Annotated in this window: 21 protein-coding genes, 1 tRNA gene and 1 pseudogene; 22 read left to right on the top strand and 1 reads right to left on the bottom strand. The window is 54.0% G+C overall.

Features of this window, described 5'->3' with window-relative positions:
• Positions 1-76: transfer RNA gene (locus tag NBA72_RS13360), tRNA-Gly, on the top strand.
• Positions 77-345: 269 nt separating this feature from the next.
• Here NBA72_RS13360 and queG read toward each other — a convergent pair.
• Positions 346-1485 (bottom strand): tRNA epoxyqueuosine(34) reductase QueG, encoded by a 1140-nt coding sequence (gene queG / locus NBA72_RS13355; RefSeq protein WP_001615111.1) that lies wholly within the window; start codon positions 1483-1485, stop codon positions 346-348.
• Between queG and nnr the strand changes: the two genes are divergently transcribed.
• From nnr to NBA72_RS13250, 21 genes and pseudogenes are all read left to right on the top strand, one after another.
• The gene (gene nnr / locus NBA72_RS13350) at positions 1484-3031 is read left to right on the top strand and encodes a bifunctional ADP-dependent NAD(P)H-hydrate dehydratase/NAD(P)H-hydrate epimerase (RefSeq protein ID WP_000968670.1); all 1548 of its coding nucleotides are present in this window, start codon (positions 1484-1486) and stop codon (positions 3029-3031) included. The genes queG and nnr overlap by 2 nt on opposite strands.
• A complete protein-coding gene (tsaE, locus tag NBA72_RS13345) occupies positions 3003-3464 on the top strand; it encodes a tRNA (adenosine(37)-N6)-threonylcarbamoyltransferase complex ATPase subunit type 1 TsaE (protein WP_000981984.1) in 462 nt (153 codons plus the stop codon). Before nnr ends, tsaE begins: the two co-directional genes overlap by 29 nt.
• A 16-nt stretch (positions 3465-3480) precedes the next feature.
• Positions 3481-4803 (top strand): N-acetylmuramoyl-L-alanine amidase AmiB, encoded by a 1323-nt coding sequence (gene amiB / locus NBA72_RS13340; RefSeq protein ID WP_000640354.1) that lies wholly within the window; start codon positions 3481-3483, stop codon positions 4801-4803.
• A gap of 9 nt (positions 4804-4812) precedes the next feature.
• Entirely contained in the window at positions 4813-6669 is a 1857-nt protein-coding gene (mutL, locus tag NBA72_RS13335) for a DNA mismatch repair endonuclease MutL (protein ID WP_042947896.1), read from the top strand.
• Complete coding sequence (miaA, locus tag NBA72_RS13330; RefSeq protein WP_001000734.1) at positions 6662-7612, top strand: tRNA (adenosine(37)-N6)-dimethylallyltransferase MiaA; 951 nt, start codon at positions 6662-6664, stop codon at positions 7610-7612. The genes mutL and miaA overlap by 8 nt, the downstream gene beginning before the upstream one ends.
• A gap of 82 nt (positions 7613-7694) precedes the next feature.
• The gene (hfq, locus tag NBA72_RS13325) at positions 7695-8003 is read left to right on the top strand and encodes an RNA chaperone Hfq (protein ID WP_001051875.1); all 309 of its coding nucleotides are present in this window, start codon (positions 7695-7697) and stop codon (positions 8001-8003) included.
• 71 nt (positions 8004-8074) lie between these two features.
• Positions 8075-9355 carry a ribosome rescue GTPase HflX gene (gene hflX / locus NBA72_RS13320; protein WP_000460338.1) on the top strand — a complete coding sequence of 427 codons (1281 nt, stop codon included), beginning with the start codon at positions 8075-8077 and terminating at the stop codon, positions 9353-9355.
• Between the two features lie 214 nt (positions 9356-9569).
• Positions 9570-10829 carry an FtsH protease activity modulator HflK gene (hflK, locus tag NBA72_RS13315; RefSeq protein ID WP_000312505.1) on the top strand — a complete coding sequence of 420 codons (1260 nt, stop codon included), beginning with the start codon at positions 9570-9572 and terminating at the stop codon, positions 10827-10829.
• Positions 10830-10831: 2 nt separating this feature from the next.
• Positions 10832-11836, top strand: a complete 1005-nt coding sequence (gene hflC, locus NBA72_RS13310; RefSeq protein ID WP_001232417.1) for a protease modulator HflC — start codon at positions 10832-10834, stop codon at positions 11834-11836.
• Positions 11837-11914: 78 nt separating this feature from the next.
• Positions 11915-12112, top strand: coding sequence for a DUF2065 domain-containing protein (locus NBA72_RS13305; protein ID WP_001089290.1), 198 nt, complete (start codon positions 11915-11917; stop codon positions 12110-12112).
• A gap of 102 nt (positions 12113-12214) precedes the next feature.
• On the top strand, positions 12215-13513 hold the full coding sequence (gene purA, locus NBA72_RS13300; RefSeq protein WP_000527965.1) for an adenylosuccinate synthase: 1299 nt from the start codon (positions 12215-12217) through the stop codon (positions 13511-13513).
• Positions 13514-13732: 219 nt separating this feature from the next.
• Positions 13733-14158 (top strand): nitric oxide-sensing transcriptional repressor NsrR, encoded by a 426-nt coding sequence (gene nsrR / locus NBA72_RS13295; protein WP_001177632.1) that lies wholly within the window; start codon positions 13733-13735, stop codon positions 14156-14158.
• 37 nt (positions 14159-14195) lie between these two features.
• Positions 14196-16634, top strand: a complete 2439-nt coding sequence (gene rnr / locus NBA72_RS13290; RefSeq protein WP_000076357.1) for a ribonuclease R — start codon at positions 14196-14198, stop codon at positions 16632-16634.
• A 90-nt stretch (positions 16635-16724) separates the two neighbouring features.
• Positions 16725-17456 (top strand): 23S rRNA (guanosine(2251)-2'-O)-methyltransferase RlmB, encoded by a 732-nt coding sequence (rlmB, locus tag NBA72_RS13285; protein ID WP_001293277.1) that lies wholly within the window; start codon positions 16725-16727, stop codon positions 17454-17456.
• 131 nt (positions 17457-17587) lie between these two features.
• On the top strand, positions 17588-17992 hold the full coding sequence (locus NBA72_RS13280; RefSeq protein WP_000312613.1) for a YjfI family protein: 405 nt from the start codon (positions 17588-17590) through the stop codon (positions 17990-17992).
• 14 nt (positions 17993-18006) lie between these two features.
• A complete protein-coding gene (locus NBA72_RS13275; RefSeq protein ID WP_042947887.1) occupies positions 18007-18705 on the top strand; it encodes a PspA/IM30 family protein in 699 nt (232 codons plus the stop codon).
• Positions 18705-18806, top strand: a pseudogene (locus tag NBA72_RS13270) (hypothetical protein); the annotation flags it as partial. The gene NBA72_RS13275 and the pseudogene NBA72_RS13270, both read left to right, overlap by 1 nt.
• 122 nt (positions 18807-18928) lie before the next feature.
• A complete protein-coding gene (locus NBA72_RS13265; RefSeq protein WP_000090294.1) occupies positions 18929-19612 on the top strand; it encodes a YjfK family protein in 684 nt (227 codons plus the stop codon).
• Between the two features lie 17 nt (positions 19613-19629).
• Positions 19630-20028 (top strand): DUF350 domain-containing protein, encoded by a 399-nt coding sequence (locus NBA72_RS13260; RefSeq protein ID WP_000547738.1) that lies wholly within the window; start codon positions 19630-19632, stop codon positions 20026-20028.
• Positions 20029-20037: 9 nt separating this feature from the next.
• A complete protein-coding gene (locus NBA72_RS13255; RefSeq protein ID WP_001085591.1) occupies positions 20038-20676 on the top strand; it encodes a DUF1190 domain-containing protein in 639 nt (212 codons plus the stop codon).
• Between the two features lie 2 nt (positions 20677-20678).
• Positions 20679-21842 carry a glutathionylspermidine synthase family protein gene (locus NBA72_RS13250; RefSeq protein WP_000943934.1) on the top strand — a complete coding sequence of 388 codons (1164 nt, stop codon included), beginning with the start codon at positions 20679-20681 and terminating at the stop codon, positions 21840-21842.
• Positions 21843-21906 lie beyond the last annotated feature (64 nt).

Below are 21906 nucleotides of genomic sequence, written 5' to 3'. Positions count from 1 at the left end.
GCGGGAATAGCTCAGTTGGTAGAGCACGACCTTGCCAAGGTCGGGGTCGCGAGTTCGAGTCTCGTTTCCCGCTCCAATTCTTATCTACAGTAAAATTATCCACAACGAATATCGCGTTGGGGCACGTTTTGTTCCGCTTTCGTCAGATCCTTGTAAACAGACTTATCCACAGGGCGGCCCATTACTCCTGGAATGCAAAAAATTATACCTGACGCGTAGAATTTCTATAATTTACTGAAAAATATAGAAAAAATAAGATTTCAAAACGTTAGCGTTATTGACTATTCCTTTTTTCCCTCTTGAATCGCAATGTGTTTTTATTTTTATACACAGCCTGTGAATAATTCAGGCATCGCGCACCAGCCCTTTTTCAATCACCCTGACCAGACGCTGTTTTTTCGGTAGTTGCACTTCAATGATGCAGGCGTTCCGCTTTTCAATTTGTTGCGCAATTGCCCATTCGATATGCTCATCGAGAAGTGGATGCTCACCCTTGCGGCTTTCCAGCGCCGTAATGACGGCATTACTCCACGGCGCATTCCCCAGCGCGACGGCAACATTGCGCAGCCAGCGTAAATGACCAATGCGCCGAATCGCAGAACCTTCAGTGACTTTCAGAAACTGCGCTTCGCTCCAGCTAAACAACTCAACCAAATCTGGATTATGCAGCGCCTTGCGTGGGCTAAAATCTGCTTCGTCGGTCAACTGAGAGTAACGATTCCACGGACAGATAAGCTGGCAGTCATCGCAGCCGTAAATACGGTTGCCTATCAGTGGGCGAAATGCTTCCGGAATAGCGCCTTCCAGCTCAATGGTGAGATAAGAAATACAGCGCCGCGCGTCCACCGTATACGGTTCGACGATCGCCCCGGTCGGGCAAATGGTCATACAGGCGACGCATTTGCCGCAACCTTCCTCGACCGGCTGGTCGACCGGCAGCGGTAAATCAATCAGCAGTTCCCCCAGGAAAAAGAATGAGCCCGCCTCCCGATTAAGGATAAGTGAGTGCTTACCCGTCCAGCCAAGTCCGGCTTTTTCCGCTAATGGGCGTTCAAGAATAGGCGCAGAGTCGACAAACGGTCTAAAATTCAGCGAACCGCAGTACTGCTGGATCTGCTCGCCCAGTTTTTTAAGGCGGCTGCGTAATAGCTTGTGATAATCACGCCCCAGCGCATATCGGCTAACGTAGCCCAGCGTGGGATCCTTCAACGTACTGGCAAACGCGGCGTTGGCGGGCAGATAGTTCATGCGCACGCTGATGACACGTAGCGTACCGGGTAAGAGTTCATGAGGCCGGGCGCGCATCATACCGTGGCGCGCCATCCATGCCATCTCGCCGTGGTATTGTTTGTCCAGCCACGCCTGCAGCGCAGGTTCGGATGCGCGCAGATCGGTATCAGTAATACCGACCTGCTGAAAGCCCAGCTCCAGCCCCCACTGCTTAATATTTTGCGCTAACTGATTGAGATCGAGGGGCTTTGACATGATGGACCATAACATGAAGAAAAACCCTGTAAGTATACCACACTCCATTTGGCCCGCCGATGACATCAAACGGCTGGAACGCGATGCGGCGGATGCCTTCGGACTCACACTCTATGAATTGATGCTGCGCGCTGGCGACGCGGCATTTCGGGTAGCCCGTGACAGTTATCCTGACGCCCGACACTGGCTGGTGTTGTGTGGTCATGGCAACAACGGCGGCGATGGTTACGTCGTGGCGCGACTAGCGCAAGCGGCGGGCATTAGCGTAACGTTGCTGGCGCAGGAGAGCGACAAACCGTTGCCTGAAGAAGCGGCGCAGGCGCGCGATGCCTGGCTGAATGCCGGCGGCATTATCCATGCTGCCGATATTATCTGGCCGGAAGCGACGGATCTGATTATCGACGCGCTGCTTGGCACCGGCATAGCCCAGGCGCCGCGCGACCCGGTAGCCGGTCTGATTGAACAGGCGAACGCCCATCCTGCGCCGGTTGTCGCCGTCGATATCCCGTCAGGCCTGCTGGCGCAAACGGGCGCCACGCCTGGCGCGGTGATAAGCGCCGCGCATACGGTCACGTTTATCGCCCTGAAACCAGGCCTGCTGACCGGCAAAGCGCGTGACGTTACCGGCATACTGCATTATGACGCGTTGGGACTGGAAGGCTGGCTGGCAAGCCAGACGCCGCCGCTCCGGCGTTTTGACGCGACGCAGTTGGGGCAATGGTTAACGCCGCGTCGACCGACCTCGCATAAGGGCGATCATGGTCGTCTGGCGATCATCGGCGGCGACCAGGGAACAGCGGGCGCAATTCGGATGGCTGGCGAGGCGGCGCTGCGTACGGGGGCTGGGTTGGTCAGAGTACTGACCCGCGGTGAAAACATTGCGCCGTTGCTGACGGCCCGCCCGGAACTGATGGTACATGAACTCACGCCTCAGTCGCTGGAAGAGAGCCTGACCTGGGCTGACGTTGTGGTGATCGGCCCGGGGCTTGGGCAGCAGGAATGGGGCAAAAAAGCCTTACAGAAAGTAGAAAACGTCCGTAAACCTATGCTGTGGGATGCGGATGCGTTGAACCTACTGGCAATCAATCCTGATAAACGTCACAATCGCGTGATTACGCCGCATCCGGGAGAGGCTGCCCGCCTGTTAGGATGTTCTGTGGCAGAAATTGAAAGTGATCGCTTACTTTCAGCACAGCGTCTGGTAAAACGGTACGGAGGCGTGGTCGTGTTAAAAGGCGCAGGAACGATTATTGCCGCTGAACACCACCCTCTGGCTATCATTGACGCTGGTAATGCAGGGATGGCGAGCGGCGGGATGGGCGATGTCCTGTCCGGCATCATCGGCGCATTGCTCGGACAGAAGTTTACCCCGTATGATGCGGCATGTGTGGGATGTGTGGCTCACGGCGCGGCGGCGGACTTACTGGCAGCGCGTTATGGCGCTCGCGGCATGTTGGCGACCGATCTTTTTACTACGCTGCGGCGTATTGTTAACCCTGATGTGATTGACGTAAACCATGATGAATCGAGTAATTCCGCTACCTGACGAACAGGCGACGCTAGACCTGGGGCAACGGGTAGCCAACGCCTGTGATGGCGCGACCGTTATTTATCTGTATGGCGATTTAGGTGCCGGTAAAACGACGTTTAGCCGGGGATTTTTACAGGCGTTAGGCCATAACGGTAATGTAAAAAGCCCCACCTATACGCTGGTAGAGCCTTATGCGCTTGATAACATGATGGTATATCACTTCGACTTATACCGTCTTGCGGACCCGGAGGAGCTGGAGTTTATGGGCATTCGCGATTATTTCGCCAACGACGCCATTTGTCTGGTGGAGTGGCCGCAACAAGGTAAAGGCGTTCTCCCCGACCCGGACGTCGAAATCCATATTGATTACCAGGCGCAGGGGCGTGAGGCTCGCGTAAGTGCGGTATCCTCATCGGGTCATTCGTTACTGGCGCGTTTAGCCGATTAGCTATAAAGGTGGCGGGATGATTTATCGCATCAAAAATGCCGTAATAGCAGCCTTAATCCTGCTGTGCGCGCAGGCGGGCGCCGCCAGTCTCTCTGATATTCAGGTTTCCAACGGCGAGCAGCAGGCGCGCATTACGCTGAGTTTTATCGGCGAGCCGGAATATGCTTACTCACAGGACGGTAAACGGACCGTGGCGCTGGATATCAGGCAGACCGGCGTGATTCAGGGGCTGCCGCTTCAGTTTAGCGGTAACAATCTGGTGAAAACGATCCGTGCCGGAACGCCGAAAGATGCGCAATCTTTACGGTTGCTTGTCGATCTGACGGAAAATGGTAAAACCGAGGCGGTGAAGCGGCAAAACGGCGGCAACTATACGGTCATTTTCACCATTAATGCCGATGTTCCGCCGCCGCCACCACCGCCTGTCGTCGCGAAACGGGTTGAAAGCGCGCCCCGCCCGACGGAGCCTGCCCGTAATCCGTTTAAATCTTCTGATGATCGCCTGACCGGCGTAACCAGCAGCAATACCGTTACGCGGCCTGCGGCGCGCGCGTCAGCAGGCGCTGGCGATAAAGTGGTGATTGCTATTGATGCCGGACATGGAGGCCAGGACCCCGGCGCGATAGGCCCGGGCGGTACGCGCGAGAAAAATGTCACCATCGCCATCGCGCGTAAGTTACGCACATTGCTGAATAACGATCCGATGTTTAAAGGCGTGCTGACGCGTGACGGCGACTATTTTATTTCGGTGATGGGGCGGTCTGACGTGGCGCGTAAGCAAAACGCCAACTTCCTTGTCTCTATTCATGCGGATGCCGCGCCAAATCGCGACGCCACCGGCGCCTCCGTCTGGGTATTGTCCAATCGTCGCGCGAACAGCGAAATGGCAAACTGGCTTGAGCAGCATGAGAAGCAATCCGAACTGTTAGGCGGCGCTGGCGATGTGCTGGCGAACAGTCAGTCAGACCCTTACCTGAGCCAGGCGGTACTGGATTTGCAATTCGGTCATTCGCAGCGGGTAGGGTATGATGTGGCGACGAACGTACTAAGCCAACTCGACGGCGTGGGGTCGCTGCATAAACGCCGCCCGGAACACGCTAGCCTGGGCGTGCTGCGTTCGCCGGATATCCCGTCCATTTTGGTGGAGACGGGCTTTATCAGTAATCACGGCGAAGAGCGATTGCTGGCGAGCGACCGCTATCAGCAGCAGATTGCTGACGCTATATACCGGGGGTTGCGTAAGTACTTTGCAGCGCATCCGATCCAGTCTGCGCCGCAGGGCGGCCCAGGCCAGACGGCCAGTACCAACCAGCCTGGCGCCATAACCGCCGCGAATTAAGGAGATTTCATGCCGATTCAGGTTCTGCCGCCGCAGCTTGCGAACCAAATCGCCGCTGGCGAAGTGGTGGAACGCCCTGCGTCGGTTGTTAAAGAGCTGGTAGAGAATAGTCTGGATGCAGGCGCCACCCGCGTTGATATCGACATCGAGCGTGGCGGCGCGAAGCTTATTCGTATTCGCGACAATGGCTGCGGCATTAAAAAAGAGGAGCTGGCGCTGGCGCTGGCCCGTCATGCCACCAGTAAAATCGCCTCGCTTGACGATCTGGAAGCGATTATCAGTCTGGGATTTCGCGGTGAAGCGCTGGCCAGTATCAGTTCGGTCTCGCGTTTGACGCTAACGTCGCGCACGGCGGAGCAGGCGGAAGCCTGGCAGGCGTATGCGGAAGGGCGCGACATGGACGTGACGGTAAAACCCGCCGCGCACCCGGTCGGCACCACCCTGGAAGTTCTGGATCTCTTTTATAATACGCCCGCCCGGCGCAAATTCATGCGTACCGAAAAAACGGAATTTAATCATATCGATGAGATCATCCGTCGTATTGCATTGGCCCGTTTTGACGTCACGCTTAACCTGTCGCACAACGGCAAATTGGTACGACAGTATCGCGCTGTCGCAAAGGACGGGCAAAAAGAGCGCCGGTTAGGCGCCATCTGCGGCACGCCGTTTCTCGAACAGGCACTGGCGATCGAGTGGCAGCATGGCGATCTGACCCTGCGCGGCTGGGTCGCCGATCCGAATCACACCACCACGGCGTTAACGGAGATCCAGTACTGCTATGTGAATGGCCGCATGATGCGCGACCGCTTGATCAACCATGCCATTCGCCAGGCCTGTGAAGATAAACTGGGCGCGGACCAACAGCCTGCGTTTGTATTGTATCTGGAGATTGACCCGCATCAGGTGGATGTCAATGTTCATCCCGCCAAGCACGAAGTGCGTTTTCATCAATCCCGGCTGGTGCACGACTTCATCTATCAAGGGGTGCTGAGCGTTCTGCAACAGCAGACGGAAACGACGCTGCCGCTTGAGGATATTGCGCCAGCGCCGCGGCATGTCCCGGAAAACCGTATCGCCGCCGGGCGCAACCATTTTGCTGTACCCGCCGAGCCAACTGCGGCGCGCGAGCCTGCGACACCGCGTTATTCCGGCGGCGCATCGGGCGGTAACGGCGGGCGTCAGTCCGCAGGTGGTTGGCCGCACGCGCAGCCAGGTTATCAGAAGCTGCAGGGCGAGGTTTATCGCGCGCTTTTACAGACGCCGACGACGAGCCCCGCGCCGGATCCGGTTGCGCCTGCGCTTGACGGACATAGCCAGAGTTTTGGTCGCGTACTGACGATAGTCGGCGGTGACTGCGCGTTGCTGGAACACGCGGGGACTATCCAGCTCTTGTCGCTGCCGGTTGCGGAGCGTTGGCTGCGTCAGGCGCAGCTTACACCGGGTCAAAGTCCGGTTTGCGCGCAGCCGTTGCTGATTCCGCTGCGTTTAAAAGTGAGCGCCGATGAAAAAGCCGCGCTGCAAAAAGCCCAATCTTTGTTGGGAGAATTGGGTATTGAATTTCAGTCAGATGCGCAGCATGTGACCATTCGGGCGGTGCCTTTACCCTTACGACAACAAAATTTACAAATCTTGATTCCTGAACTGATAGGCTACCTGGCGCAACAGACCACATTTGCAACGGTCAATATTGCACAATGGATAGCGCGTAATGTGCAGAGCGAACATCCGCAGTGGTCGATGGCGCAGGCCATATCGCTGCTGGCGGATGTTGAGCGGCTATGTCCGCAGCTGGTAAAAGCGCCGCCGGGTGGCCTGTTACAACCTGTTGATTTACATTCGGCGATGAACGCCCTGAAGCATGAATGATGTAAGCAAGGCGAGCCTGCCTAAGGCGATATTTTTGATGGGGCCGACGGCCTCCGGCAAAACGGCGCTGGCGATAGAACTGCGTAAAGTTTTGCCAGTAGAGTTGATAAGCGTTGATTCCGCCCTCATTTATCGGGGAATGGATATTGGCACGGCTAAGCCGAATGCCGATGAGCTGAAAGCGGCGCCGCATCGACTGTTGGATATACGCGACCCGTCGCAGGCGTATTCGGCGGCGGATTTTCGCCGCGACGCGTTAGCGCAAATGGCGGAGATCACCGCTGCGGGGCGTATCCCGCTGTTAGTGGGCGGTACCATGCTGTATTTTAAGGCATTGCTGGAAGGGTTATCGCCGCTGCCTTCAGCAGATCCGGAAGTCAGATCCCGGATAGAGCAGCAAGCAGCGGAGCTTGGATGGGAGGCGTTGCATCAGCAACTTCAGGAGATAGATCCGGTTGCCGCCGCGCGAATTCATCCAAATGATCCGCAAAGACTTTCCCGGGCACTGGAAGTTTTTTTCATTTCGGGTAAAACTTTAACGGAGCTAACGCAAACGTCAGGAGACGCGCTACCGTACCAGGTGCATCAGTTCGCTATCGCCCCGGCGAGCCGTGAACTGCTCCATCAGCGCATTGAACTGCGTTTTCATCAGATGTTGGCTTCAGGTTTTGAAGCAGAAGTCCGGGCGCTTTTTGCCCGAGGAGATTTGCATACGGACTTGCCTTCCATCCGTTGTGTGGGATACCGCCAGATGTGGTCATACATTGAGGGCGAAATCTCATATGATGAAATGGTTTATAGAGGTGTTTGCGCCACGAGACAGTTGGCGAAGCGCCAGATGACCTGGTTGCGCGGTTGGGAAGGGGTGCGCTGGCTTGACAGTGAGAATCCCGATCGGGCGCGAAAAGAAGTATTACAGGTTGTTGGTGCTATCGCAGACTGAATGTGTACAATTGAGACGTATCGTGCGCAATTTTTCAGAATCGAAAGGTTCAAAGTACAAATAAGCATATAAGGAAAAGAGAATGGCTAAGGGGCAATCTTTACAAGATCCGTTCCTGAACGCATTGCGTCGGGAACGTGTTCCAGTTTCTATTTATTTGGTGAATGGTATTAAGCTGCAAGGTCAAATCGAGTCCTTTGATCAGTTCGTGATCCTGTTGAAAAACACGGTCAGCCAGATGGTTTATAAGCACGCGATTTCTACTGTTGTCCCGTCTCGCCCGGTTTCCCATCACAGCAACAATGCCGGTGGCGGCGCCAGCAATAACTACCATCACGGTAGCAACGCGCAGGGTTCTACTGCGCAACAGGACAGCGAAGAGACTGAATAAGTTCACGCGCTGTTTATCCATGTCGGGGGCGTCGGATAATCGCCCCCGCTGGTTATTAAGAGGGTTTACGCTTGTTTGACCGTTATGATGCCGGTGAGCAGGCGGTACTGGTACACATCTATTTTTCGCAAGACAAAGATATGGAAGACCTCCAGGAGTTTGAATCTCTGGTCTCTTCCGCCGGTGTCGAAGCAATGCAGGTGATTACCGGTAGCCGTAAAGCACCGCACCCGAAGTACTTTGTAGGTGAAGGTAAGGCAGTTGAAATTGCGGAAGCCGTGAAAGCGACTGGCGCAGCGGTCGTATTGTTTGATCATGCATTGAGTCCAGCCCAGGAGCGAAACCTGGAGCGTTTGTGCGAGTGCCGGGTTATCGATCGCACCGGTCTTATCTTAGATATTTTTGCCCAACGTGCGCGTACCCATGAAGGTAAGTTGCAGGTTGAGCTGGCGCAGCTACGCCATCTGGCTACGCGTCTGGTGCGTGGCTGGACCCACCTTGAACGTCAGAAAGGCGGGATTGGTTTGCGCGGTCCGGGTGAAACCCAGCTCGAAACCGACCGTCGTTTACTGCGTAATCGCATTGTGCAAATTCAGTCGCGCCTGGAGAAGGTTGAGAAGCAACGTGAGCAGGGGCGGCAGTCGCGCATCAAGGCCGACGTTCCGACGGTATCGCTGGTGGGCTATACCAACGCCGGAAAATCCACCCTTTTTAATCAGATCACTGAAGCGCGGGTCTATGCGGCAGATCAGCTATTTGCGACGCTGGACCCGACCTTACGTCGTATTGATGTAGCGGATGTCGGTGAAACCGTTCTGGCGGATACGGTAGGCTTTATCCGCCATTTACCGCACGATCTGGTGGCTGCCTTTAAAGCTACCCTGCAGGAGACGCGTCAGGCGACGCTGCTGCTGCATGTGGTCGATGCGGCGGATGTTCGCGTGCAGGAAAACATCGAGGCGGTAAACACCGTTCTTGAAGAGATTGACGCTCACGAAATCCCCACCTTAATGGTGATGAACAAAATCGATATGCTGGACGACTTTGAACCGCGTATCGACAGAGATGAAGAGAATAAACCCATCCGCGTTTGGCTTTCAGCGCAAAGCGGCGTGGGGATACCACAGCTTTTTCAGGCTTTGACGGAGCGTCTTTCCGGCGAGGTGGCGCAGCATACGCTGCGTTTGCCGCCGCAGGAAGGGCGTCTGAGAAGCCGGTTTTATCAGCTTCAGGCAATAGAAAAAGAGTGGATGGAGGAAGACGGTAGCGTCAGTCTGCAGGTACGAATGCCGATTGTCGACTGGCGTCGCCTCTGTAAACAAGAACCGGCGTTGATCGAATACGTGATCTAGACGCGAAGTCATTCAGGTCGTATTGAGGCGGTAGCTGAGAGAATCTCAGGAGCTCACAACTAAGTGACCTGGGGTAAAAAAGCCGCCACTCAAGACGCAGCCTGAAAGATGATGTCTGTAACGGCGGTTCGTCTGAAGCATGGAGTAATTTCGCCTTATCCTCTGAGGTCGAAAGACAACGGGGATCACCGCATAACAAATATGGAGCACAAACATGGCGTGGAATCAGCCCGGTAATAACGGACAGGACCGCGACCCGTGGGGAAGCAGCAAACCTGGCAGCAACTCTGGGGGAAATGGAAACAAAGGTGGCCGCGATCAGGGACCTCCCGATCTGGATGATATCTTCCGTAAGCTGAGTAAAAAACTCGGTGGTTTTGGGGGCGGTAAAGGCACCGGTTCCGGCGGCGGTAGCTCATCGCAAGGCCCGCGTCCGCAACTGGGAGGCCGTATTGTCGCCATCGCCGCGGCGGCAGTAGTCATTATCTGGGCGGCCAGCGGTTTTTATACCATTAAAGAAGCCGAGCGCGGCGTTGTGACGCGTTTTGGTAAATTCAGCCATCTGGTAGAGCCAGGTCTGAACTGGAAGCCGACATTTATTGACGACGTCACGCCGGTGAACGTCGAGGCGGTGCGCGAACTGGCGGCGTCAGGCGTGATGCTGACGTCTGATGAAAACGTCGTGCGCGTTGAAATGAACGTGCAATACCGCGTCACCGATCCGCAGAAATATCTGTTTAGCGTGACCAGCCCGGACGATAGCCTGCGTCAGGCCACCGACAGCGCGCTGCGTGGCGTCATTGGTAAATACACGATGGATCGCATCCTGACCGAAGGCCGTACCGTTATTCGTAGCGATACCCAACGCGAGCTGGAAGAGACTATCAAACCGTACAACATGGGGATTACCCTGCTGGACGTGAACTTCCAGGCTGCGCGCCCGCCGGAAGAGGTGAAAGCCGCCTTTGACGACGCGATTGCCGCACGTGAAAACGAGCAGCAGTACATTCGTGAAGCGGAAGCGTATACCAACGAAGTTCAGCCGCGCGCCAACGGTCAGGCGCAGCGTATTCTGGAAGAGGCACGCGCCTATAAAACCCAGACTATCCTGGAAGCGCAGGGTGAAGTCGCCCGGTTTGCGAAGATTTTGCCGGAATATAAAGCCGCGCCGCAGATTACACGCGAGCGTCTGTATATTGAAACGATGGAAAAAGTGCTGAGCCATACCCGTAAAGTACTGGTTAACGACAAGAGCGGTAATTTAATGGTGCTGCCGTTAGATCAGATGCTGAAAGGCGGGAATGCGCCGGCGGCAAAGAGCGACAATAGCGCCAGCAACCTGCTGCGCCTGCCGCCGTCCACAAAGTCTAACGCCAGCGGAGCAAGCAACACGTCGTCCTCAAATCAGGGCGATATTATGGACCAACGCCGCGCGAATGCGCAGCGTAACGACTACCAGCGTCAGGGGGAATAACGATGCGTAAGTCAGTTATTGCGATTATCATCATCGTGCTGGTAGTGCTCTACATGTCCGTCTTTGTGGTCAAAGAGGGCGAGCGCGGCATTACGCTGCGTTTTGGTAAAGTTCTGCGTGACGATGAGAACAAACCGCTGGTTTACGCGCCGGGTCTGCACTTTAAGATCCCGTTTATTGAATCAGTGAAAATGCTTGATGCGCGTATCCAGACGATGGATAACCAGGCCGATCGCTTTGTGACTAAAGAGAAGAAAGACCTGATTGTCGACTCCTACATCAAATGGCGTATCAGCGACTTTAGCCGTTACTATCTGGCGACCGGCGGCGGCGATATTTCGCAAGCCGAAGTGCTGTTAAAACGTAAATTCTCGGACCGTTTGCGTTCTGAGATTGGTCGCCTGGACGTAAAAGACATCGTGACCGATTCTCGTGGTCGTCTGACTCTGGAGGTGCGCGACGCGCTGAACTCCGGTTCAGCCGGTACCGATGATGAAGTGGCGACCCCGGCGGCGGATGACGCGATTGCCGAAGCGGCGGAACGCGTCACGGCGGAAACCAAAGGTAAAGTACCGGTCATCAACCCGAACAGTATGGCGGCGTTGGGTATCGAAGTGGTCGATGTGCGTATTAAGCAGATCAACCTGCCGACCGAGGTTTCTGAGGCGATTTACAACCGTATGCGCGCCGAGCGTGAAGCGGTCGCGCGTCGTCATCGTTCACAAGGTCAGGAAGAAGCGGAAAAACTGCGTGCGGCTGCTGACTATGAGGTGACGAAAACTCTGGCGGAAGCCGAGCGTCAGGGGCGTATCATGCGTGGTGAAGGTGATGCTGAAGCCGCGAAGCTGTTTGCCGACGCGTTCAGTCAGGACCCTGATTTCTACGCGTTCATTCGTAGTCTGCGCGCTTACGAGAAGAGCTTCGAAGGTAATCAGGACGTGATGGTATTGAGCCCGGACAGCGATTTCTTCCGCTACATGAAGACACCGAGTTCGACGACACGCTAAAATAGCGTCAGCGGTTTTAGACCAGCAAAACCACCGCATCCAAAGGATGCCGGTGGTTTTCTTTTATAAGGGCGATAAATGAATTCAACAATCTGGTTGGCGCTTGCTCTGGTATTAGTCCTCGAAGGGCTGGGACCGATGCTGTATCCCGGCGCATGGAAAAAAATGGTTTCGGCACTGGCGCAACTGCCGGAAAATGTTTTACGTCGTTTCGGCGGCGGACTTGTGGTCGCGGGAGTTGTGGTCTACTACATGTTGAGGAAAACGATTGGCTGAGCAAAAAGTGGTCGGATTTGCCGCATATTGAGTGCAAAAAGTGCTGTATATCTGAAAAAGCGATGGTAGAATCCATTTTTAAGCAAACGGTGATTTTGAAAAATGGGTAACAACGTCGTCGTACTGGGCACCCAATGGGGTGACGAAGGTAAAGGAAAGATCGTCGATCTTCTGACTGAACGGGCTAAATATGTTGTACGCTACCAGGGCGGTCACAACGCAGGCCATACTCTCGTAATCAACGGTGAAAAAACCGTTCTCCATCTTATTCCATCAGGTATTCTTCGCGAGAATGTAACCAGCATCATCGGTAACGGTGTTGTGCTGTCTCCGGCCGCGCTGATGAAAGAGATGAAAGAACTGGAAGACCGTGGCATCCCCGTTCGTGAGCGTCTGCTGCTGTCTGAAGCCTGTCCGCTGATCCTTGATTATCACGTTGCGCTGGATAACGCGCGTGAGAAAGCGCGTGGCGCGAAAGCGATCGGCACCACCGGTCGTGGAATCGGGCCTGCTTATGAAGATAAAGTGGCACGTCGCGGTCTGCGTGTTGGTGACCTTTTCGACAAAGAAACCTTCGCTGAAAAACTGAAAGAAGTGATGGAATATCACAACTTCCAGTTGGTTAACTACTACAAAGTTGAAGCGGTTGATTACCAGAAAGTTCTGGATGATACGATGGCTGTTGCCGACATCCTGACTTCTATGGTTGTTGACGTTTCGGACCTGCTCGACCAGGCGCGTCAGCGTGGCGATTTCGTCATGTTTGAAGGTGCGCAGGGTACCCTGCTGGATATCGACCACGGTACTTATCCGTACGTAACTTCTTCTAACACCACTGCAGGTGGCGTGGCGACCGGTTCCGGCCTGGGCCCGCGTTATGTTGATTACGTTCTGGGTATCCTCAAAGCTTACTCCACTCGTGTAGGTGCAGGTCCGTTCCCGACCGAACTGTTTGATGAAACCGGCGAGTTCCTCTGCAAGCAGGGTAACGAATACGGCGCCACTACCGGCCGTCGTCGTCGTACCGGCTGGCTGGACACCGTTGCCGTTCGTCGTGCGGTACAGCTGAACTCCCTGTCTGGCTTCTGCCTGACCAAACTGGACGTTCTGGATGGCCTGAAAGAGGTGAAACTCTGCGTGGCTTATCGTATGCCGGATGGTCGCGAAGTGACTACCACTCCGCTGGCAGCTGACGACTGGAAAGGTGTAGAGCCGATTTACGAAACCATGCCGGGCTGGTCTGAATCCACCTTCGGCGTGAAAGATCGTAGCGGCCTGCCGCAGGCGGCGCTGAACTACATCAAACGTATCGAAGAACTGACCGGCGTGCCGATTGATATTATTTCTACCGGCCCCGATCGTACTGAGACGATGATTCTGCGCGATCCGTTCGACGCATAATTGATGGATGATGCCCGGTAACGCTACGCTTACCGGGTCTATGATGAGTACGCATTTGTTAGCCGGATAAGATGTTTTGCATCACCCTTCGGCTCAAATGCGTCATTGTTCCCCGCTTTTTTCCTTCCTGAACCGAAATAAATTAGCAGCCTGACAGGTGGCTGGTTTATCATCAATACAGATAAGTTATATCCCGTTTTCCCTTTTCCTGAGGTTGATGTGCAGTTAACGAGTTTCACCGATTACGGCTTACGTGCGCTAATCTATATGGCGTCGTTACCAGATGGACGAATGACCAGCATTTCTGAGGTGACAGAAGTCTACGGCGTGTCCCGTAATCATATGGTCAAAATTATCAATCAGCTTAGCCGGGCGGGCTTTGTCACCGCCGTTCGGGGAAAAAATGGCGGTATCCGCCTGGGTAAACCGGCTAATACTATTTGTATTGGCGATGTGGTGCGTGAGCTGGAACCCTTATCACTGGTCAACTGTAGCAGCGAATTTTGCCACATCACCCCTGCCTGTCGTCTGAAACAGGCGCTTTCTAAGGCCGTGCAGAGTTTTCTCAAGGAGCTGGATAACTACACGCTTGCCGATTTGGTTGAAGAGAATCAACCGCTTTATAAATTATTACTGGTGGAGTGAAGTAAACTTCATTAGAGATGACAATGGAGGAACCTCAATGTCACAAGATCCTTTCCAGGAACGCGAAGCAGAAAAATACGCGAATCCTATCCCGAGCCGGGAATTTATCCTCGAACATTTAACGAAACGTGAAAAACCGGCCAGTCGCGAAGAACTGGCCGTAGAACTGAATATTGAAGGCGAAGAGCAGCTTGAAGCCTTGCGTCGCCGCCTGCGCGCGATGGAGCGCGACGGACAACTGGTCTTTACCCGCCGCCAGTGCTATGCGCTGCCGGAACGCCTCGACCTGCTGAAAGGCACCGTGATCGGTCATCGTGACGGTTACGGTTTCTTACGTGTCGAAGGCCGCAAAGACGATTTGTATCTTTCCAGCGAGCAGATGAAAACCTGTATTCATGGCGATCAGGTGCTGGCGCAGCCGCTGGGCGCCGATCGTAAAGGTCGCCGCGAAGCGCGTATCGTCCGTGTACTGGTACCGAAAACCAGTCAGATAGTCGGGCGTTATTTCACCGATGCGGGCGTCGGCTTTGTAGTGCCGGACGACAGCCGTCTCAGCTTCGACATTCTTATCCCGCCAGAAGACGTCATGGGCGCGCGGATGGGGTTCGTGGTCGTGGTTGAACTGACCCAACGTCCAACTCGCCGTACTAAAGCGGTAGGGAAAATCGTCGAAGTGCTGGGCGACAATATGGGCACCGGTATGGCAGTTGATATGGCGCTGCGTACCCATGAAATACCTTACATCTGGCCGCAGGCGGTAGAGCAGCAGGTCGCCGGGCTGAAAGAAGAGGTGCCGGAAGAGGCGAAAGTCGGTCGTGTCGATCTGCGCGATTTGCCGCTGGTCACGATTGATGGCGAAGATGCCCGTGACTTTGACGACGCGGTTTACTGTGAGAAAAAACGCGGCGGCGGCTGGCGTTTGTGGGTCGCTATTGCTGACGTGAGCTATTATGTACGGCCGCCAACGCCGCTGGATCGCGAGGCGCGCAATCGCGGCACGTCGGTTTACTTCCCGTCACAGGTTGTCCCAATGTTGCCGGAGGTGCTCTCCAACGGCCTGTGTTCGCTAAACCCGCAGGTTGACAGGCTGTGTATGGTCTGTGAAATGACCATCTCGGCGAAAGGTCGGCTGACCGGCTACAAATTCTATGAAGCGGTGATGAGCTCCCATGCGCGTCTGACCTATACCAAAGTCTGGCATATGCTGCAGGGCGATCAGGATCTGCGTGAACAATATGCGCCGCTGGTGAAGCATATTGAAGAGCTGCACAACCTCTACAAAGTGCTGGATAAAGCGCGTGAAGAGCGCGGGGGGATCTCGTTTGAGAGCGAAGAGGCGAAGTTTATCTTTAACGCCGAACGTCGCATTGAGCGTATCGAACAGACCCAGCGTAATGACGCGCATAAGCTTATCGAAGAGTGCATGATCATGGCGAATATCTCGGCGGCGCGCTTTGTCGAAAAAGCTAAAGAGCCGGCGCTATTCCGTATTCATGATAAGCCCACCACCGAAGCGATCACCTCATTCCGCTCCGTACTGGCGGAGCTGGGATTGGAGCTTCCGGGCGGAAATAAACCGGAACCGCGCGATTATGCCGAACTGCTTGAATCGATTGCCGACCGGCCGGACGCCGAAATGCTGCAAACTATGCTGCTGCGTTCAATGAAGCAGGCGATTTACGATCCGGAAAACCGCGGGCACTTTGGCCTGGCGTTGCAGTCTTATGCGCACTTTACCTCGCCGATTCGCCGCTATCCGGATCTTTCTTTGCACCGCGCCATTAAGTACCTGCTGGCTAAAGAGCAAGGGAACAAGGGCAACACCACAGAAACGGGCGGTTATCACTACTCGATGGAAGAGATGTTGCAGCTCGGCCAGCACTGTTCGATGGCGGAACGCCGCGCTGATGAAGCGACGCGTGATGTCTCCGACTGGCTGAAATGTGACTTTATGCTGGATCAGGTAGGCAACGTCTTTAAGGGCGTGATTGCCAGCGTCACTGGTTTCGGCTTCTTTGTCCGTCTTGATGAACTGTTTATCGATGGGCTGGTACACGTTTCCTCACTGGATAACGATTACTATCGCTTCGATCAGGTAGGGCAACGTCTGATTGGCGAGTCCGGCGGGCAGACATATCGCCTGGGCGACCGGGTCGAGGTACGCGTCGAAGCGGTGAATATGGACGAACGGAAAATTGACTTTAGCTTGATCTCCAGCGAGCGCGCACCGCGTAACGTCGGCAAAACGGCGCGTGAAAAAGCGAAAAAAGGTGAAAGTAAAAACGCCGGTAAACGTCGTCAGGTAGGTAAAAAAGTTAACTTCGAGCCTGATAGCGCCTTCCGCGGCGAGAAAAAAGCGAAGCCGAAAGCAGCGAAGAAAGACGCGAGAAAAGCAAAAAAGCCATCGGCTAAAACGCAGAAAATAGCCGCAGCGACCAAAGCGAAGCGTGCGGCGAAGAAAAAAGCGGCAGAGTGAGCAATACCCTCTTCAAACAGAAGAGGGGGAATTATCTGTAGGCCGGGCAAGCGTAGCGCCCCCGGCAAAACGTAAACAATGAGTACATTAATGAGCGAAATGATTTACGGCATCCACGCAGTGCAGGCCCTGCTGGAGCGCGCCCCTGAACGTTTTCAGGAAGTCTTTATTTTAAAAGGCCGTGAAGATAAACGTCTGTTGCCGCTGATTCACGCCCTTGAGTCCCAGGGCGTGGTTATCCAGCTGGCAAACCGCCAATATCTCGACGAGAAAAGCGACGGTGCCGTGCATCAGGGTATTATCGCTCGCGTGAAACCAGGCCGGCAATATCAGGAAAACGATCTGCCGGATCTGATCGCATTACACGAACGCCCCTTTTTGTTGATCCTCGATGGCGTCACCGATCCGCATAATCTTGGCGCCTGTCTGCGCAGCGCCGATGCCGCAGGCGTACATGCGGTAATCGTGCCGAAAGACCGCTCCGCGCAACTTAACGCGACGGCGAAGAAAGTCGCCTGCGGCGCAGCAGAAAGCGTGCCGTTGATCCGCGTCACCAACCTGGCGCGCACGATGCGCATGTTGCAGGAAGAGAATATCTGGATTGTCGGAACGGCGGGCGAGGCTGACCATACGCTGTATCAGAGCAAAATGCCTGGCCGCATGGCGCTGGTCATGGGCGCAGAAGGTGAAGGTATGCGTCGTCTGACCCGTGAGCACTGCGATGAGCTGATCAGCATTCCTATGGCCGGTAGCGTGTCGTCGCTGAATGTCTCTGTTGCGACCGGGATTTGTCTGTTTGAAGCCGTTCGCCAGCGAACCTGACGCTAATAGTATTTTTTAAGAAAAAACCATCCATAATCGGATGGTTTTTTTTTATCTCTGGCTGGTAATATAAAAAGAAAAACCTACCCTGTAATTTCTTTTATTTATAAAAATGAGATAGAGATAAAAATATGGCATGGACTCCACGGACGCTGGCGGATGCATTAAACAGCATCGCCGAATTAGATATTGATATAGAAAATAATGAATCTTCATTAATAATAAAAATGAATGATTATGGCGATTTACCACTGGCGGTTTTATTTACCTCGCAACAAATAGTTATCGAGACTTATATCTGTCCGGTAAATACGATTAGAGATACCGCGGAATTTAATCTTTTCTTATTGAGAAATCAGAAGGTTTTACCGCTGTCTTCGGTCGGTATTACCCAGGTAAAACAGGAGGAATATTATGTCGCTTTTGGCGCGCTGTCGTTAAATTCGTCGCTTGCCGACGTGACGCTGGAAATCACCACGCTTGTAGAAAATGCGTTGGATATCGCTGAAATAACACAAGTCTATTCACAGGAATAATACAGGCGGCTTACATGGGAATTTTAAAAAGTTTGTTCACGTTAGGTAAATCATTCGTTGCTCAGGCAGAAGAGGCCATTGATGAAGCACAGGGTGTACGTATGCTGGAGCAGCATATTCGCGACGCAAAAGCCGAGCTGGATAAAGCGGGTAAATCCAGAGTGGATTTATTGGCGCGGGTGAAGCTAAGCCATGACAAGCTGAATGATTTACGTGAGCGTAAAGCCAGCCTTGAAACACGAGCGTTGGTGGCAATGAGTAAGAATGTCGACGCCGCTTTACTCAACGAAGTGGCGGAAGAAATAGCCCGTCTGGAAAATGCCATTCTTGCCGAAGAACAGGTGCTGACTAATCTGGAAGCCTCTCGCGATGCGGTGGAGAAGGCCGTAACGGCGACAGGCCAGCGGATTGCGCAGTTTGAGCAGCAACTTGAAGTGGTTAAGGCGACAGAAGCCATGCAGCGCGCGCAGCAGGCGGTGACGACTTCGACCGTCGGAGCCGCGTCGAATGTGTCTACGGCGGCGGAGTCGCTTAAACGTTTACAAACGCGTCAGGCTGAACGCCAGGCCCGGCTGGATGCCGCCGCGCAGCTGGAAAAAGTCGCCGATGGACGCGACCTGGATGAAAAACTGGCGCAGGCCGGCATTGGCGCAACCAATAAAAGCAATGCTCAGGATGTGTTGGCGCGTTTACAGCGTCAACAAGGCGAATAATGCTCTTTACGTGGATTGTCAAAACCTGCCAGCGTCATTTGTCCAGACTGACCTGGCCCGCTTTGCTGGGCCTGTTTATCGGGCAGTATCTGCTTTGTTATCGGTAGCGCGAAAGCGCGCTACCGTGCTGAGCTTCGTCGCTTTCATACGAGACGGCACATGAATGCGCGATCTCAAATGGCATTATGCCCAACGACAATCGCATTCTGGCTGAAGAGGTCGCATGGCAAGAGATAGAGGTTCCCCTATGATGCAATTTTTTCAGCGTTTGCTCGGTAAAACAAGCGCGCCAGCGCCGATTCGCGGACCATTAGGATTACATCTTAACGCCGGTTTCACGCTGGATACGCTGGCATTCCGGCTACTGGAGTCGTCGTTGCTGGTGGAGCTACCGGGTGAAAAATACACTGTCGCGGCAGCGAGTCGTATAGATTTAGGCGGCGGCAGTCAAATTTTTCGCTACTACACCTCGGGCGATGAGTTCCTACAAATTAACACCACTGGCGGCACGGATGTTGACGACATTGATGACATCAAACTTTTTGTATATGAGGAAAGTTTCGGTATTAACGAGGAACGTCACTGGCGTTCAGCCATTGCGCCAGCGGCAATAGGGCCGATGACGCTCAACTGGCAAGAACGGCGCTGGCAGCGTTTTTTTAACCATGAAGAGCCGGGCAATATTGAACCTGTCTACATGCTGGAAAAGGTTGAAAATCAGCAGGCAGAGAAATGGGACGTTCACAATTTTACGATGGGCTTCCAGCGCCAGGTGACGGATGACGCCTGGGAGTATCTTCTATTGAACGGGGAAGAATCATTTAATGAGCGCGGTGAGCCTGAATGGGTGTTTTCACGCGCCCTCGGCGTGGATATCCCGCTCACTTCACTGACGGTTATTGGTTAAGCACATACAGGGAAATTATGCATATACTGGACGCATTACTGGCTTTCTGCGCCTATTTTTTTATTGGCGCGGCAATGGTCATTGTATTTCTTTTTATTTACTCAAAGATAACGCCGCATAATGAATGGCAGCTGATAAAAAATAACAATACTGCGGCATCGCTGGCCTTTAGCGGTACGTTGCTGGGCTATGTCATCCCCTTATCCAGCGCGGCGATAAACTCGGTCAGTATCCCGGACTATTTTGCCTGGGGCGGCATTGCGCTGGTGATTCAACTGCTGATTTATGGTTGCGTAAGGTTATACATGCCTACGCTGAGCGAAAAAATTATTAATCACAACGTGGCGGCGGGGCTATTTATGGGAACCGCAGCGCTGGCTGGCGGTATTTTTAACGCTGCCTGTATGACATGGTAACGGAAGATCATGGCAAAAAAACGAAAATCCAGAAGCACATCCGGCGTAGGCCATTCGGCAATAAGACGGATAGCCGAACCGGTAAATCCCTTTGAGCGGCAACGAAATCGCTACACGCCAAAATGCCTGACGCTGGCGATTATGGGCGGAGCGGCCTTTTTTCTCCTGAAAGGGTGCGGTGATGGCGGCAATAGTGACAACGACGGCGATGGGACGTTTTACGCCACGGTGAACGACTGTATTGACGATGGCAATAGCGCCAGCGTTTGCGCTGACGGCTGGAATAATGCGAAAACAGAATTTTACGCTAATGTGCCTAAGCAATTGACGCAGGAGCGCTGTCAGTCGCAGTTTGGCGATTGCTACTTTGATATCACCGAGCGGAGCTGGGTTCCGGTATTAAGCGGCTTTTTACTCAGCCGCGCGATTCGCCAGAACCGTGATGAACAATACATCTATAGCAGCGGCGGTTCATCTTACGTCTCCCGTCCCGTCTGGCGCACCACATCCGGCGATTATGCGTGGCGAAGCGGCACAGGGAAAAGCGATACCGTGACCAGCCCTGGTTATATCACACGGAAAGCGTCCACCGTCTCCCGCGGCGGCTATGGCCGTTCTTCCAGCGCCCGCGGGCACTGGGGAGGCTAACCATGCTACGACACAACGTACCGATACGCCGGGATCTGGATAAGATCGCCTGCGATCACGGTTTTGACTTTCATGTTATCGATAACGAAATTTACTGGGATGAAAGCCGGGCCTACCGTTTTACATTACGGCAAATTGAAGAACAGATCGAAAAACCGACCGCAGAGCTTCATCAGATGTGTCTGGAGGTTGTCGAGCGGGCCGTCCGGGATGAGCAGATCATGCAGCAGCTGGCGATCCCGCCATTGTACTGGGATGTCATCGCCGAAAGTTGGCGCAGCCGCGATCCTTCGCTTTACGGGCGGATGGATTTCGTCTGGTGCGGCAAAGATCCGGTTAAATTGCTGGAATACAATGCGGATACGCCGACGTCGCTCTATGAGTCCTCCTACTTTCAATGGCTATGGCTGGAGGATGCCCGTCGTAGCGGCGCCATCCCGCGTGATGCCGATCAATACAACGCGATACAGGAGCGGCTGATCGCCCGCTTCAGCGAGCTGTACAGTCGGGAACCGCTCTACTTTTGCTGTTGTGAAGATACCGACGAAGATCGCACGACGGTGCTGTACCTTCAGGATTGCGCGCAGCAGGCGGGCCAGGAAACGCGATTTATCTATATTGAAGAACTGGGGCTTGGCGTAGGCGGCGTGCTGACCGATCTGGACGATAACGTGATTCGCCGCGCCTTTAAGCTCTACCCGCTGGAATGGATGATGCGCGATGACAACGGCCCGCTGTTGCGAAAACGGCGTGAGCAATGGATTGAGCCATTGTGGAAAAGTATTCTGAGTAACAAAGGGCTGTTGCCGTTATTGTGGCGCTTTTTCCCTGGCCATCCGAATCTGCTGCCGGCCTGGTTTGAGGGCGAAAAATCGCTCGCAGCGCCAGGCGAAAGCAGCGTGCGGAAGCCGATTTATTCACGTGAAGGCGGCAACGTCACGATTTTCGACGAGCGGCAAAATGTTATCGATCATGCCGACGGCGACTACGCTGACGAGCCGATGATTTACCAGGCGTTTCAGCCTTTGCCGCGCTTTGGCGATAGCTATACGCTGATTGGCAGTTGGATCATTGACGATGAAGCCTCCGGAATGGGGATTCGCGAGGACAATACGCTAATTACCAAAGACACTTCCCGTTTCGTCCCACATTATATTGCCGGTTAATCATACTTTTGTGATCTTGCTCCGGCGTCAATGGCGCAGTCATGACCATACTTGACTTCAGCGC

Origin of the sequence: Salmonella sp. NW1250 (genome assembly GCF_051812965.1) — a bacterium.
GTDB classification, from domain to species: Bacteria; Pseudomonadota; Gammaproteobacteria; order Enterobacterales; family Enterobacteriaceae; genus Salmonella; species Salmonella enterica.
Note: the sequence above shows the minus strand (reverse complement) of the source record. Positions and strands in the feature narration are given on the sequence as shown.

Bases quoted from the DNA above. Each gene is read 5' to 3' on its own strand.
- nnr (WP_000968670.1), top strand. From the start codon at position 1,484: ATGATGGACCATAACATGAAGAAAAACCCTGTAAGTATACCACACTCC.
- queG (WP_001615111.1), bottom strand. From the start codon at position 1,485: ATGTCAAAGCCCCTCGATCTCAATCAGTTAGCGCAAAATATTAAGCAG.
- tsaE (WP_000981984.1), top strand. From the start codon at position 3,003: ATGATGAATCGAGTAATTCCGCTACCTGACGAACAGGCGACGCTAGAC.
- amiB (WP_000640354.1), top strand. From the start codon at position 3,481: ATGATTTATCGCATCAAAAATGCCGTAATAGCAGCCTTAATCCTGCTG.
- mutL (WP_042947896.1), top strand. From the start codon at position 4,813: ATGCCGATTCAGGTTCTGCCGCCGCAGCTTGCGAACCAAATCGCCGCT.
- miaA (WP_001000734.1), top strand. From the start codon at position 6,662: ATGAATGATGTAAGCAAGGCGAGCCTGCCTAAGGCGATATTTTTGATG.
- hfq (WP_001051875.1), top strand. From the start codon at position 7,695: ATGGCTAAGGGGCAATCTTTACAAGATCCGTTCCTGAACGCATTGCGT.
- hflK (WP_000312505.1), top strand. From the start codon at position 9,570: ATGGCGTGGAATCAGCCCGGTAATAACGGACAGGACCGCGACCCGTGG.
- hflC (WP_001232417.1), top strand. From the start codon at position 10,832: ATGCGTAAGTCAGTTATTGCGATTATCATCATCGTGCTGGTAGTGCTC.
- NBA72_RS13305 (WP_001089290.1), top strand. From the start codon at position 11,915: ATGAATTCAACAATCTGGTTGGCGCTTGCTCTGGTATTAGTCCTCGAA.
- purA (WP_000527965.1), top strand. From the start codon at position 12,215: ATGGGTAACAACGTCGTCGTACTGGGCACCCAATGGGGTGACGAAGGT.
- rnr (WP_000076357.1), top strand. From the start codon at position 14,196: ATGTCACAAGATCCTTTCCAGGAACGCGAAGCAGAAAAATACGCGAAT.
- rlmB (WP_001293277.1), top strand. From the start codon at position 16,725: ATGAGCGAAATGATTTACGGCATCCACGCAGTGCAGGCCCTGCTGGAG.
- NBA72_RS13280 (WP_000312613.1), top strand. From the start codon at position 17,588: ATGGCATGGACTCCACGGACGCTGGCGGATGCATTAAACAGCATCGCC.
- NBA72_RS13275 (WP_042947887.1), top strand. From the start codon at position 18,007: ATGGGAATTTTAAAAAGTTTGTTCACGTTAGGTAAATCATTCGTTGCT.
- NBA72_RS13265 (WP_000090294.1), top strand. From the start codon at position 18,929: ATGGCAAGAGATAGAGGTTCCCCTATGATGCAATTTTTTCAGCGTTTG.
- NBA72_RS13260 (WP_000547738.1), top strand. From the start codon at position 19,630: ATGCATATACTGGACGCATTACTGGCTTTCTGCGCCTATTTTTTTATT.
- NBA72_RS13255 (WP_001085591.1), top strand. From the start codon at position 20,038: ATGGCAAAAAAACGAAAATCCAGAAGCACATCCGGCGTAGGCCATTCG.
- NBA72_RS13250 (WP_000943934.1), top strand. From the start codon at position 20,679: ATGCTACGACACAACGTACCGATACGCCGGGATCTGGATAAGATCGCC.